Origin of the sequence: Nocardia sp. 852002-20019_SCH5090214, from assembly GCF_001665865.1 — a bacterium.
GTDB lineage: Bacteria > Actinomycetota > Actinomycetes > Mycobacteriales > Mycobacteriaceae > Nocardia > Nocardia nova.
The window spans coordinates 1-13,441 of record NZ_LZMK01000123.1; the positions used below are offsets into that span (position 1 = coordinate 1).

13 protein-coding genes and 3 pseudogenes are annotated in these 13,441 nt (G+C 68.4%); 5 read left to right on the plus strand and 11 right to left on the minus strand.

Translation table 11 applies throughout. The features are described 5' to 3' along the window. Window positions 1-480 (minus strand): annotated as a pseudogene (locus tag A5780_RS10155) (tRNA (N6-isopentenyl adenosine(37)-C2)-methylthiotransferase MiaB); the annotation flags it as partial. 297 nt (window positions 481-777) lie between these two features. Here A5780_RS10155 and A5780_RS10160 point away from each other — a divergent pair. The 4 genes from A5780_RS10160 to A5780_RS10175 all read left to right on the plus strand — a co-directional run bounded on the left by A5780_RS10160 (window position 778) and on the right by A5780_RS10175 (window position 4,076). Then, a complete protein-coding gene (locus A5780_RS10160) occupies window positions 778-1,506 on the plus strand; it encodes an amino acid ABC transporter ATP-binding protein (RefSeq protein ID WP_064908334.1) in 729 nt (242 codons plus the stop codon). Between the two features lie 85 nt (window positions 1,507-1,591). Beyond that, the gene (locus A5780_RS10165; RefSeq protein WP_063017437.1) at window positions 1,592-2,422 is read left to right on the plus strand and encodes a glutamate ABC transporter substrate-binding protein; all 831 of its coding nucleotides are present in this window, start codon (window positions 1,592-1,594) and stop codon (window positions 2,420-2,422) included. A 65-nt stretch (window positions 2,423-2,487) separates the two neighbouring features. Then, a complete protein-coding gene (locus A5780_RS10170; protein ID WP_064908301.1) occupies window positions 2,488-3,174 on the plus strand; it encodes an amino acid ABC transporter permease in 687 nt (228 codons plus the stop codon). Further along, window positions 3,171-4,076, plus strand: coding sequence for an amino acid ABC transporter permease (locus A5780_RS10175; RefSeq protein WP_063017434.1), 906 nt, complete (start codon window positions 3,171-3,173; stop codon window positions 4,074-4,076). Before A5780_RS10170 ends, A5780_RS10175 begins: the two co-directional genes overlap by 4 nt. A gap of 218 nt (window positions 4,077-4,294) precedes the next feature. Here A5780_RS10175 and A5780_RS10180 read toward each other — a convergent pair whose 3' ends face one another. From A5780_RS10180 to A5780_RS10200, 6 genes and pseudogenes are all read right to left on the minus strand, one after another. Then, complete coding sequence (locus A5780_RS10180) at window positions 4,295-4,495, minus strand: DUF6186 family protein (protein WP_063017432.1); 201 nt, start codon at window positions 4,493-4,495, stop codon at window positions 4,295-4,297. Next, complete coding sequence (locus tag A5780_RS10185) at window positions 4,492-4,902, minus strand: hypothetical protein (RefSeq protein WP_064908302.1); 411 nt, start codon at window positions 4,900-4,902, stop codon at window positions 4,492-4,494. Before A5780_RS10185 ends, A5780_RS10180 begins: the two co-directional genes overlap by 4 nt. 319 nt (window positions 4,903-5,221) lie before the next feature. After that, window positions 5,222-5,503: pseudogene (locus A5780_RS43055) on the minus strand (recombination regulator RecX); the annotation flags it as partial. Between the two features lie 51 nt (window positions 5,504-5,554). After that, window positions 5,555-6,202: pseudogene (gene recX / locus A5780_RS42500) on the minus strand (recombination regulator RecX); the annotation flags it as partial. Between the two features lie 579 nt (window positions 6,203-6,781). Beyond that, window positions 6,782-7,825 carry a recombinase RecA gene (gene recA, locus A5780_RS10195; protein ID WP_025351561.1) on the minus strand — a complete coding sequence of 348 codons (1,044 nt, stop codon included), beginning with the start codon at window positions 7,823-7,825 and terminating at the stop codon, window positions 6,782-6,784. Between the two features lie 216 nt (window positions 7,826-8,041). Beyond that, on the minus strand, window positions 8,042-9,076 hold the full coding sequence (locus A5780_RS10200) for an Lrp/AsnC family transcriptional regulator (protein WP_227463068.1): 1,035 nt from the start codon (window positions 9,074-9,076) through the stop codon (window positions 8,042-8,044). A 96-nt stretch (window positions 9,077-9,172) separates the two neighbouring features. On the opposite strand from A5780_RS10200, the gene A5780_RS10205 reads away from it, so the two are divergent. Continuing rightward, the gene (locus A5780_RS10205) at window positions 9,173-10,582 is read left to right on the plus strand and encodes an MFS transporter (protein ID WP_064908303.1); all 1,410 of its coding nucleotides are present in this window, start codon (window positions 9,173-9,175) and stop codon (window positions 10,580-10,582) included. 30 nt (window positions 10,583-10,612) lie between these two features. Here the strand turns inward: A5780_RS10205 and A5780_RS10210 are convergent, their stop codons facing one another. The 4 genes from A5780_RS10210 to A5780_RS10225 form a co-directional block, all read right to left on the minus strand. Next, window positions 10,613-11,086 carry a nuclear transport factor 2 family protein gene (locus A5780_RS10210; RefSeq protein ID WP_063017425.1) on the minus strand — a complete coding sequence of 158 codons (474 nt, stop codon included), beginning with the start codon at window positions 11,084-11,086 and terminating at the stop codon, window positions 10,613-10,615. 67 nt (window positions 11,087-11,153) lie between these two features. After that, complete coding sequence (locus A5780_RS10215; protein WP_030513212.1) at window positions 11,154-11,348, minus strand: DUF3046 domain-containing protein; 195 nt, start codon at window positions 11,346-11,348, stop codon at window positions 11,154-11,156. 46 nt (window positions 11,349-11,394) lie between these two features. Further along, window positions 11,395-12,558: a glycosyltransferase gene (locus A5780_RS10220; RefSeq protein WP_063017423.1), complete on the minus strand. Its 1,164-nt coding sequence runs from the start codon at window positions 12,556-12,558 to the stop codon at window positions 11,395-11,397. A gap of 108 nt (window positions 12,559-12,666) precedes the next feature. Further along, entirely contained in the window at window positions 12,667-13,377 is a 711-nt protein-coding gene (locus A5780_RS10225) for a PIG-L deacetylase family protein (protein ID WP_064908304.1), read from the minus strand. Between the last annotated feature and the right edge of the window lie 64 nt (window positions 13,378-13,441).

Genomic DNA, 13,441 nt, shown 5'->3' on the forward strand with positions numbered 1-13,441 from the left:
AGCCGGCAGCGTGGACGGGAAGGCCTCCAGCGATTCCAGGATTTCGACCTGCGCCTGCTCGTTGTGGCGGGCGCGCTCGAGCAGCACCGGCAGCGACCCGATGTTGTGGGTGCCGAAGACGACATCGACCCAGGGCGCCTTGCGCACGACGGTGTCGCGGTCCTTCTGCGCCAGGCAGCCGCCGACCGCGATCTGCATACCGGGCCGCTCGGCCTTGATCGGGGCCAGATGTCCGAGCGTTCCGTACAGTTTGTTGTCGGCGTTCTCGCGCACCGCGCAGGTGTTGAACACCACCAGATCGGCGGTCTGCCCGCCCGTCGCCTTGGTGTATCCGGCGTCCTCGAGCAGGCCCGACAGCCGTTCGGAGTCGTGCACGTTCATCTGGCAGCCGTAGGTGCGCACCTCGTAGGTCCGCGGGGACTGCGGATCGGTGGCCGAACCGGGGGCGCGTCCCGCAGCCGAATGCGCTGCAACCTGCATGGACGAATTCACGGGTCCAGGGTAGACGCTGCGCGAAATCGGACGCCCACCCCGGTCGCCCGGGACCGGGCCGCGGTGACGCCGGTCACGCGGGCCGGTGCCCAGGTCACCACCGGGTTAAGCGCAGGCGGCGACGGCGCGACGCACGCGCCAAAAGTGCGCATTTCGCGCAGGACCGCTCTAGGGTCGACTGTCATGACCGATGCTGCCGACGCAACACCCGGCACCGCCAGCGCTGGGAACACCTCCGATCCGGTCGCGGCCGAGGCATCCGCGGGAACCGCGACCGTCCCACCGATGATCTCGATGCGCAACGTGGACAAGCATTTCGGCGATCTGCATGTGCTGCGCGATGTGAATCTGGAGGTGCCGCGGGGGCAGGTGGTGATCGTGCTCGGCCCCTCCGGGTCGGGCAAATCCACGTTGTGCCGCACCGTCAATCGGCTCGAACCGATCGATTCCGGCACCATCGCCGTCGACGGTGTCGAGCTTCCGGCCGAGGGCCGCGCACTGGCGAAGTTGCGCGCCGACGTGGGCATGGTGTTCCAGTCGTTCAATCTGTTCGCGCACAAGACGATCCTGGACAACGTCGTGCTCGGGCCGGTCAAGGTGCGCCGCATCGACAAGAAGCAGGCCCGCGCGCGGGCACTGGAACTGCTCGAGCGGGTGGGCATCGCCGATCAGGCCCACAAGTATCCGGCGCAGCTGTCGGGCGGTCAGCAGCAGCGCGTGGCCATCGCCCGGGCGTTGGCGATGAATCCGAAGGTGATGCTGTTCGACGAGCCCACCTCGGCGCTGGATCCGGAAATGGTCAACGAGGTGCTGGAGGTGATGGTCGCATTGGCCAAGGAGGGCATGACGATGCTGGTGGTCACGCACGAGATGGGATTCGCCCGCCGCGCCGGAGACCGTGTGCTGTTCATGGCCGACGGCCGGATCGTCGAGGACACGGCGCCCGAAACCTTCTTCACCGCACCCGCTTCCGAGCGTGCCAAGGATTTCCTGGGCAAAATCTTGAGCCATTGATCGCAATGCACGACCGCGGCGGGATCGATGACCGGCCCGCGCACCGCGGAGGACCCTTCACACTTCACGAGAGAGAAGGCATTCGATGAGGATCACCCGAGCGCTGCGGTTCGGCATCGGCGCGCTGGCCATCGCGGTCGTCGCGACCGGATGCGGCGGCGGCAGCAACAAGACCGCCACCGAACACGCGTCGGAAGGCAAACTCACCATCGGCATCAAATTCGATCAGCCGGGTCTGGGCCTGCGCAATCGGGACGGGTCGTTCTCCGGATTCGATGTGGATGTGGCGACCTACGTCGCCGGAAAGCTCGGCGTGAGCCCGGACAAGATCACCTTCAAGGAGGCTCCCTCCGCACAACGCGAGACGCTGATCCAGAACGGGCAGGTCGATTATGTGGTCGCCACCTATTCGATCACCGATCAGCGCAAGCAGAAGGTCGACTTCGCCGGGCCGTATTACGTTGCGGGCCAATCCTTGCTGGTGCGCGCCGACAACGCCGATATCACCGGTCCGGAATCGCTGAAGGGCGGCAAGAAGCTCTGCTCGGTGAAGGGATCCACACCGGCGCAGAACATTCAGAAGAATTTCGCCAACGATGTGCAGTTGCAGGAATACGACACCTATTCGCTGTGCGTGGAGGCGCTGAAATCCGGGGCGGTGGACGCGGTCACCACCGACAACATCATTCTGGCCGGTTACGCCGCGCAATCTCCGGGCCAGTTGAAGGTGGTCGGGCAGCCGTTCACGACCGAGAACTACGGCATCGGCCTGAAGAAGGGCGACAAGGAGTCTCGCGACAAGATCAACGATGCGATCGAGGCGATGATCAACGACGGCTCCTGGAAAGCCTCGCTGGAGAAGAACTTCGGCAACACCTTCCCGATCCCGTCGCCGCCGCAGGTCGACCGCTACTGATTCGGCGCGGGTTCCGGCCGCCCGGAACCCTGTCCGGCACAGAGAAGTAGGAGGGCGCGTCCACCGTGTTCGACTTGATCTCCCGATACGACAATCAGCTGTGGGACGCCTTCTGGGTAACCATCGAACTGACCGTGTTCTCCGCCGTCGGGGCGCTGATCATCGGCACCCTGGTGGCGGCGATGCGAGTGTCGCCGATTCCGGTGGCGCGGTGGATCGGTACCGCGTATGTGACCGTGCTCCGCAATACCCCGCTCACGTTGATCCTGGTGTTCTGCTCACTCGGTCTCTACACGACCCTGGGCATCAAACTCGCGAGTGAGAGTTCGGGGCTGGATTTCCTGCCCACCAACAACTTTCGTTTCGCCGTCCTCGGCTTGAGTGTGTACACGGCGTCGTTCGTGTGTGAATCGCTGCGCGCGGGTATCAACACCGTGCCGCTGGGGCAGTCCGAGGCGGGACGGTCACTGGGCTTGACTTTCGGTCAGAATCTGCGACATGTGGTGTTGCCGCAGGCGTTCCGGTCGGTGATCGCGCCGCTGGGCAGCGTATTGATCGCGCTGACGAAGAATTCCACGATCGCGTCGGCGATCGGTGTGGCCGAGGCGGCGGCACTGATGGCCTCCATGAACGAGACCGAGGCCGACATTCTCGCCATCGGCGCGATCTTCGCCCTCGGCTTCGTCATTCTCACGCTGCCCACCGGATTGCTGTTCGGCTGGCTGGCCAAGCGATTCGAGGTGAAGCGATGAGTGCGAATGCCTCGGTCCTCTACGACGTCCCCGGCCCGAAGGCGCGCCGGCGGCATGCGCTGTATTCGGTGCTGGTGCTGGCGGTCCTGGTGGTGCTCGGCTGGCTGGTGTGGCGGGCGTTCGACGAGAAGGGCCAGCTCACCGCCGAGAAGTGGAAGCCGTTCGTAGAGTCGGAGGTCTGGCAGACCTACATCCTGCCCGGCTTGCGCGGCACCCTGGTGGCCGCCGCGCTGGCGATCGTGTTCGCGATGGTGATCGGCGTGGTCTTCGGCTTGCTGCGCCTGTCCGAGCATCGCGTCGTGCGGTGGGTGGCCGGGGTGATCGTCGAGGTGGCCCGGGCCATTCCGGTGCTGATCCTGATGATCTTCCTCTACAACTGGTTCGCCAAGGACAATCTGTTCGCCTCCGACCAGCTGGCGCTGGCGGCCGTGGTGATCGCCCTGACCGTGTACAACGGGTCGGTGATCGCCGAGATCGTGCGCTCGGGCATTCGATCGCTGCCGCGCGGCCAGACCGAGGCGGCCCAGGCGCTGGGATTGCGCAAGGGGCAGATGATGCGGATCATCCTGCTGCCGCAGGCGGTGACGGCGATGCTGCCTGCGCTGATCTCGCAGATGGTCGTGGCGCTCAAGGACACCGCACTCGGCTACCAGATCACCTATCAGGAAATCGTGCGCCAGGGTCAGCAGCTGGGTGCGGCCGAGCAGAACACCGTGCCGGCGCTGATCGTGGTCGCCGTCATCATGATCGCCCTGAACTGGGCGCTGACTGTCCTCGCCACCAGAGTGGAGCAGCGGTTGCGGTCGCGGCGCCGGGGGCGGACGGTGCTGGGTGTGAATTCGGTGCTCACCGATGCCGCGCCGGGCGTGGATCTGTCGCTGAGCCGGACCGCGGCGCCGTAACCGGGCGGTTCGGCGATCGCGGCGGATTCGGGTGCGCAGCTGGGCAGGGCGACGGTGTCGACGTCCTCCGCGGGACGAGTTGCGCTCGCACCGAGCACAACCCTCGCACCCGCCGGCTCGATGGTCGATCCTGAACGCGCACCACCCCGGTCGCCGGGCCACGCCACTCGCGGCGGCCGGGGATGGGTGTCCAATCGGCCGCTGTGCCTTCCCTGCGACTATCTGGCCAGGAAATGCCAGCCGAGCCACGCCCACAGGATTACCGCGACGATGCGGGCGGTTCGGGTGCGGGTCAGATAGCGCACGGTGTCGCCGAGGCCGGCGAACGATATACGGCGCCAATATGCCACCACCGCCGTGCTGATCACGATGACGGCCAGGACTGCGAATCCCGTGATCACGAGGGCGCGATCGGTCATTTCCGCACCAGCCACCATCCGACCCCCAACCAGATCAGCCATCCGAGGAAGCGGCCCGGCCCAGCCTCCAGCGCGGGGCTGAGGAGGGTCGACAGGGTCGGATGCGCGGCGTCGGGGACGAGCAGTGCGGGCTGGGACAGCCAGGCATACAGTTCCCACGCCAGTACGGCTGCGAACAGGATCGACCACACCACCACCGCGCGCCGAACCGCCGGCGTGAGCGACATTCGCCGTGTCCCGACCCGAAGGGCACCGACGGCGACCACGACTGCGACACCGGCGACCAGCACCGTCGCGGCGACACCGAACGGACGGGTGAACGACCCCGCCACCGCCAGCCCGACCCAGACGGCGACCGCCCCGACGTGTCGGCGCCGGCTGCCGCCGCCCCGCACGTCGGTGGTCATCAGCGCAGCATAGGGCCTGCACCGGACACCGGTCGAGTCACGCGGGCGGGTAACCCTGCGCGAGTTCGGCGCGCACGGCGGCGTAGGCGATCGACTGCCGGTATCCCTGGCGGGCGAGCATGCCGACGAGGCGATTGACCACCTTGTCCTCAGAGAGGTTTCGCGGCAGGGTGCGCATTTTGCGGCGCACCAGTTCCGCTGCTCGCTCCGCGTCGTCGTGGCCGGAATCCGCCGCTACCGCATCCGTGCCGGCGCTCTCCTCGGTATCGCCGACGGAGTTCTCGGTCCGGTTCGGCTGTGTGGCAAAGGATTGCGCGGCCGCGGCCATTTCATCCTTCACCACGGCATACGCCATGGACTGCGGGTAGCCGCGGCGGGCGAGCATGCCCACCAGCCGCGCGGTTGCCTTGTCCCGCGGTACATCGCGCGACAGCGTCGCGAGCTTTTTCCGCACCAACTCCGCGGCGTGCTCGGCGTCGTCGGGCCCGGACTTCCGCGACACCGCCCCGATCCCGCCGAGCCCGGCCCCTCCGCCTCCCCGGCCGCTCGGCGAATGATGTTCCGCTACAAGAGGCCCGGCACCGTCGGCGGGTTCGTCGTCCGCGACGGGATCTGTGTGGTCGAAACCGTCGGGGCCACTGCTCGACGTGGCGGCCGCGGCGAGCTCGTCCTTGACCACGGCGTAGGCCATGGACTGGTTGTAGCCGCGGCGGGCGAGCATGCTCACCAGCCGGTTGGTCCTCTTGTCGGTGGGGAGGTCCGGCGGCAGGGTGGTGAGCTTGCGGCGGACCAGTTCGGCGGCGCGGGCGCTCTCGTCGGCCGGGGTGATGGCGGCCAGCGCGGGCCCGGCGTCGGCGTCGGACACCCCTTTCCGTCGAAGTTCTTGCGCGAGAACCTTTTTCCCCTTGCCGGAGAAGGTGTGACGGGAATGCACCCACTGTTCGGCGAAGGCCGCATCGTCGATCAGCCCGACCTCGGCGAGGCGGTTCAATACCCGCTCGGCGACCTCGGGTGCGAACCCCTTGGCCGCCAGTTTGTCCGCCAGTTCGGCGCGGCTGCGCGCCCGATCGGTGAGCAGGCGCAGGCAGATGTCCTTGGCCTGCGCCTCGGTCCCCGCCTTCGGTGCAGCGGATTGCGCGGCGTCGGAACGCTTCCCGCCGTCGGTGCCGGATCGACGCCGCGAACCCCGGCGCCCTCCCCCGTCGCCGCCGTCCCCGCGTGACCGTTTTCTCGAGCCCCGGTCGTCCGGAACGAACGAGCCGTTGTCGCCACCCTTCGGCTGCCCCTCCGCCCGGTGGATGCGGTCGGACTGACGATCGCCGTCGACGCGCTCGCCCCACCCGCGCTGCAGCGCGTCGACCTCGGCCTGCAGTGCGCGCATTCGATTGCGCGCCTGGGAGGCTTGTGTCGCAGAGCCATCACCGAAACGACCGGAGATCGCGGCTTCCACACTCGACTGCGTCCGCCCTTCAGGCTCGGAACCGTCCCGCCCCTCGAGCCCACCACGACGCCCAGCGTCGGGCTCGGAACCGGACCGAATCTCCGGCTCGATGCGGGGCGGAAGCTCGGGCTCGAATACCGGCCGGTCGACGGGGCCGGTTGTGCCCGTGGCATCGACCGAATCATGCTGGGGCACCGGGCCGTCGTCGGAACGCCAGACACCGGTGAGCGAATCCCCCGTGGCCGATCGCCGACGTCGGGGCGAACCGCCCTGTCGGCGAACGGGTTTCGACCACGACTCGTCGTCCGGGTCGCCACTGCGTCGGGAGCGGGAGTCGATGTCTTCCAGTTGCCGCCGCAGGCGTTCGACGGCGTCGAGCCGAGAGGCGCCAGGGTCCGGGAGGGGTGTGGACCCCGGCGCTTCCCGGTGCGGCATCGGTTAGAAGTCGACGGGCGCCTCGGCACCCGCGTCTGCGGTGACGTCGGCACCGATGCCGAGCTTCTCCTTGATCTTCTTCTCGATCTCGTCGCGCACGTCCGTGTTCTCCAACAGGAACTTGCGGGCGTTCTCCTTGCCCTGGCCGAGCTGATCGCCCTCGTAGGTGTACCAGGAGCCGGACTTGCGGATGAAGCCCTGATCGACACCCATATCGATGATCGAGCCCTCCTTGGAGATGCCGGCACCGTAGAGGATGTCGAATTCGGCCTGCTTGAACGGCGGCGACACCTTGTTCTTGACGACCTTGACGCGAGTGCGGTTACCCACCGCATCGCTGCCGTCCTTCAGCGTCTCGATGCGGCGCACATCCAGACGCACGGAGGCGTAGAACTTCAATGCCTTACCACCCGTGGTGGTTTCGGGCGAGCCGAACATCACGCCGATCTTCTCGCGCAACTGGTTGATGAAGATGGCGGTGGTGCCGGAGTTGTTGAGCGCACTGGTCATCTTGCGCAGCGCCTGGCTCATCAGGCGGGCCTGCAGACCGACGTGGCTGTCGCCCATCTCGCCCTCGATTTCCGCACGCGGTACCAGCGCCGCGACGGAGTCGATGACGATGATGTCCAGCGCGCCGGAGCGCACCAGCATGTCGGCGATCTCCAGCGCCTGCTCACCGGTGTCGGGCTGCGACACCAGCAGGGCGTCGGTGTCGACACCGAGTTTGCGGGCGTATTCCGGATCCAGCGCGTGCTCGGCGTCGATGAAGGCCGCGAGTCCGCCGTTGGCCTGCGCGTTGGCGATGGCGTGCAGAGCGACCGTGGTCTTACCGGAGGATTCCGGACCGTAGATCTCCACGACGCGGCCACGCGGCAGACCGCCGATGCCCAGCGCCACATCCAGCGCGATCGAACCCGTCGGAATGACCGAGATGGGCTGATGCGCCTCCTCGCCCAGGCGCATGATCGCGCCCTTACCGAAGCTCTTCTCGACCTGCGCCAGAGCGAGCTCGAGCGCCTTGTCGCGGTCGTAGGCCTGTGGTGCCATCGTCTGTTCCCCTTCTGACGGGTAAGTCTCGTTGTGTGGTTAGCGCCCACGGTAGAGGGCGGCACCGACAAGTTCTGACGGCAAGCTTAGACGAACACGTGTTCGAGGCAAGCGACGCGCCCGCCGACACGCACGACAGCCGCACAGCCGCACCCCGTTCCCGGCAATCGCCGCGCTGTCCGGCCGGTCATGCGGCCTCGATCCGCCGTGGCCTCGTCATCGAGTTGCCGTCGGCACCACCGCGATCCGGTCGGTCTGCATCAACGCCTGCGCCTGTTTCAGCATCCGCAGCGTCGGGGTGACCTCGACGTCGACGATCCCGTCCAGAGCCCCCAGCCGCTCGGTGAGGTAGCGGTACAGGTGCGAACTGTCGCGGCAGACGATGGAGGCGACCAGATTGGTGGGCCCGGTGGTGGCCGCGACGAACGCCGTCTCCGGATGGGTGGCGATCGCCCGGCCGACGGCGTCGAGCTCGGCCGGGCGCGTCCGCACCCACAGCGAGGCCCGCACCGCGTATCCCATGCGCTCGACGGCGAAATCGAGATCGAAATACAGCACGCCCGCCGCCGCCAGCTCGGACATCCGCCGCGCGACCCGGGTCGGACTCCAGCCGGTTTCGGCCGCCAGCCGGGCATAGGAGGCGCGTCCGTCGCGGGCCAGCAGCGCGAGCATCGCCTCGTCGGCCGCGGACAGGTCCATCGGCGCGTCGGGTCCGCGCTGATCGTTCATCGCGGGCCGCGGTCCCAGCCGCCGCAGCTGTTCGGCGGTCAGCAAGCGGCTGTAGCGCGGCCACTCCTCCGCCAGCGGAAACCGGTGGATGATCTCGTAGGCCATCAACCCGGTGACCTGGCTGGCCCGCGGAAGAACGTTGAGCAGCAACGCATCTCGCTGTTCGATCGAGCGCGGGCGGCTCACACAGGTGACCTCCGAACCGGTCGACAGCAGCGCCACCCAGCTCACATCCGGCAGCCGCGCCAGCGATTCGGCCAGCCGCAGCGCCTTGTCCGGGGTGGACCGCACCCGCAGCATCCAGCGCGTATTCCCCAGCGGCATGGCGTTGACCTGGCCGGAGACGTGCAGGATGCCGCGTTGGCGCATCGATCGATAGCGGCGGGCCACGGTTTGCTCGGAGACACCGAGGATCGCGCCGAGGGTGGCGAACGGGATGCGGGCATCGGTGACCAGGCCGTGCACGATCTGCTTGTCGAGCGTATCGAGAACGGAGGATTCGATTTCGTCTTCGGGGTTCACAGGCGGAATCTCGCATCGACGGCCGGATAGCTGGATGGATATTCAAACATCTCGCACGCTTGGCGTCGATATCGTTCGCACTACCCGGAGGTCGCCATGCGGAAATGGCTCCCCTTGTTCGCGGCGTGCCTCGGCACGCTCATGCTGCTCATCGACGTCACGATCGTCAACGTCGCGCTCCCGGACATCGCCGCCGATCTCGGCACCGGACTGTCGGGGTTGCAATGGGTCGTCGACGGCTACGCGCTGGGCCTGGCGGCACTGCTGCTGGTGCTGGGCTCGTTCGCCGACCGATTCGGCGCCAAACCCACCTATCTCGCGGGTCTGGCGATATTCGCGGCCGCCTCTCTGGCCTGCGGACTGGCTCAGTCCTCGGCCCTGCTGGTGGCCGCGCGGGCCGTGCAGGGAGTGGGCGGTGCGGCCATGTTCGCGACCACCCTGTCGCTGCTGCACGCCACCTACATCGGCCGCGATCGCGGCACCGCGTTCGGCGCGTGGGGTGCGGTCGCCGGGGCGGCCGCCGGCATCGGGGTGGTGCTCGGCGGGGTACTGACCGACCTGCTGTCGTGGCGGTGGATCTTCCTGGTGAACCTGCCGATCGCGGCGGTCACCATCGTGCTGTCGCTGTACGCCTTCGGCCCGTCGCCGCGCCGGCCCGGCCGTAGCGTGGACGTCGCCGGGATGGCCGCCTTCGCCGTCGCGGCGACCGCGCTGACCTACGGCATCATCCGGGGCGGGGAAGACGGGTGGGGCGACGGCGCGGCAGTCGGCACGCTGATCCTCGGCGCGATCGCGCTCGCCGGCTTCGCTCTCGTCGAATCACGCAGCGCCACACCGATGTTCCCGCTCGCGCTGCTGCGCAACCGGGAATTCACGGCCACCCTGGTCGCGGCGGCGGGCTTCAATTTCGCCGCCTTCGCGAGCAGTCCCCTGATCTCGCTGTGGTTGCAGCAGCCGCTGCAGCTCAGCCCGCTGCGCGCCGGCCTGTCCATGCTGCCGATGGCGGCGACGGCATTCGTGGTCTCGGGCGCGTTCGGGCGGTGGCTGCACGACGTGGCGCCCCGCTGGACCATCGGTGGCGGATTGGTGATCACCGGTATCGGGGCGGGCCTGCTCGGCGTGATCGACGCCGGATCCACCTGGAGCGCACTCCTTTTCGGCTACGTGGTGATCGGCATCGGCATCGGTGTGCTCGCGCCGCCGCTGGTGGCGGTCGCGATGGCCGCGGTGCCTCCGCAGCAGAGCGGCACCGCCGCCGGAGCGGTGAACACCGCCCGGCAGCTGGGCCTGGCCCTCGGTGTCGCGGTACTCGGCACGGTATTCCGCAGCTCGGCGAACGAGGACCGGATCACGGTGTCGCAGTTCGTGTCCGGGCTGGACGCCGCGGTCGCGGTGGCGGCGGGTGTGGGCATCGTTCTCGGCATCATCGCCTTCGCTCTGTTCCGCACCCGTGCCGGGACCACCGAGCCGGCGGAACCGGCTGCCGCCGAGATCCAGGTCGGCTGAATCGGCGCCGATTGCCCGGAGAAAATGCGGTCACCCTTCGGATCCGAGCCCCGCAGGCAATCGCGGCGGGGTTCCCTGAGTCCAGGTGATGCGTAGCGAGGAGGCCCGGATCCGCCAGCCGTCGGCTGTGCGGACCAATTCGGTGTCGGCATGGCCCGCAGAGATGAACACCGCCTCGGAGCCATCGGCGAGGACATGGGTGCTCAACTGGGCGCCGCGCGCCGTGGCGCGGTCGCCGTCGATCTCGATCACCGCGTTGGTTCCCAGGTGAACGGTCCGGTCGAACAGCGCCATCCCGCGCCGGATGTGCGCGAGTACGGCGTCGCGGCCGTGGACGGTGCCGATCGGCATCTCCGCGGTCGCGTCCTCGGTGTAGTAGGTGCGCGCCCACCGGTCGTCGAACACACCCTCGTCGAGCGAACGCAGATAGCGGTCCAGCAAGTCGGTTATCTCGGACCGGTCCAGTAGTTCCCGAATCCGGTTCTCGGTGATCTCGGTATCCATGCGACCACCCTGCAACCTCGAGCAAGCTCGAGGTCAAGGTCGCTGTGACGCAGCCGACGGCCGGCGCTCACCAGCGGTTCTTCGGTACGTCGAATTCCGCGCACAAGGCCCGCCAGACCTCGCGCGGGTCGATACCGTCCTCGATCGCCTGGGCGCCGGTACGGCCGTTCATCGAGGGCAGGACATGATCGGCCAGCAGCAGGTCGCCGCGGGCGACGCCGAATTCGGTATGCAAGAGTTCCTGAAATTCAGTCAACCGCACCGTGCCGAGGGTACCGGTCGCGCACGAACCGCCGGCGGGCGTGCGGTCAGCTCGCGCGAGCCCGATCCAGCGTGCGGTGACAGATGTCGATCGGATCGGCGACATCGGAGACGGTGGCCGCGGCCGCGGCGGCGGCCTTGCGATAGGACTCGTCGCCGAGAACGGTGTGCACCGCCGCGCGCAGCGATTCCGGGGTGAACGGCCGCACCAGCAGCGAACTCCCCTGGCGGACGGCACGATTGGCCAGTTCCCACTGATCCCCGCCACCGGGCACCGTCACGATCGGCACGCCGGCGAGCAGAGTTTTGGCCAGCAATCCGTGTCCCCCGCCGCCGACCACCACGGCGGCGTGGCGCAACAGCTCGTCCTGCCGTCCCAGACCCGCCGTCGCCCACGGCGGAAGATCCGCAGGGGGCGTATCGAGCATCGAAATCGCCACGCGCACAGCACTGTCCGCGAGCGCCTCCAACGCACCGGTCGCCAGATCATCGAACCCGGTCCGGGCGGTCGAGGGCGCGACCACCACCAGCGGCCGGTCGCCGGGCGGCGGCGCCAGCAGCTCCGAGGTCGGCTCCCACAACAGCGGCCCCACCACGTGCGCGTCCGCGGGCCAATCCGGCCGTTCGACCTCCAGAGCGGGCAGCGTGGCGATCAACCGCGCGTCCGGACCCGGATCCACCTCCGGCAGGCCCACACTCGCCCGGGCCGCTCCACGCTGGCGCTCACCGCGGGTGATGGCGCGCGCGGTCAGCCCGCGCAGCACCGTATCGCGCATCCGCCCACGCAGGCCCTCCCCCGGCGCGAGCCCACTGCCGATGGGAGGCAACGCTTTCGACGGCAGATACAGCGGATGCGGCGACAACTCGACCCACGGCACCCCCAGCCGCTCGGCGGCCATCCCACCGCCGGCGGTGAGCACATCCGAAACCACCAGCTCCGGCAGCATCGCACTGAGATCGGGGAGGATCTCCGAGGAGATATGCGCCGCGCGTTCGTGGATCCGCGCGCCGGCGTCGGCGTCGTCGTCCTGCGGGCGCGGCGCCAAACCCTTCAACCGCCGCACCGCGATGCCCGCGTCCCGCGCCGCATCGAACCAGCGCGGACTGGTGAACAACACCGGATCATCGCCCGCCTGAAGAAACCGCAGGCACAGCGCGATCGCCGGAAACGCATGACCCGGATCCGGACCCGCGACGACAGCCACTCGCATGCGCCCCACCCTGCCATACCCCCTCCCTGCCCGATGCCGGGCGGGCACAGCTACCCGACGGTCATGAACGGCGCCCGGGACGATCGTGGCCGCTCACAGTGCCGGCGATCAGTCGGCGAAGTGGTACAACTCGAACCCGACCGCCCGCTCGGCATCGAAGCCCGCTTGCGGTCCCGTGGCCCGATCCACGATGGCGCGGGCCTGATCCGCCACCGGCTCATCGCTCAGCGCGCTCAGGTAGCGACTGTGCTGCATCAGCGAATCCACCGCCGCCCGAACGGTATCGGTGACATCCACCGCATGCGTCACCACCGGACCCACCACCGCCGCCCAGCGCGGCGTCCAGATCGGCAATTCGGCCAGCTCCGGGAAGATCCATTCGTTGCCCGCGTCCGAGATCGCGTCCAGCGCACTGCGCCCCACCGCGCGATGATCGGCGCTGTTCGCATAACCCGGCGCCCAGGTGTCGCCGAAATTGAACAACACCACCATCTCCGGTCGATGCCGCCGGATCGCCGCGGCCAGATCGCGGCGCAAACCGAGCCCACCCTCGATCCGCCCGTCCGGATAGCCGAGAAACTCCACATCCTCGACCCCGACCGCGCGCGCCGACGCGATCTCCTCCTGCTCCCGCACCGGACCACACTCGGCCGGCGGCAGGCCCGCGATCCCGGCCTCACCGCTGGTCGCCAGCAGATACCGGATGTGCTTACCCTGCTTCGTCCAGCGCGCCACCGCGGCCGCGGCACCGTACTCGATATCGTCGGGATGGGCGACGATCACCAGACCGCGCTCCCAATCCTCGGGTAGCTCTAGCATTTGCCTCCGCTTCGCTCCGTCGGTCCACAATCGAGGCGGCCGAGAACCATGAACGTGCACCGCT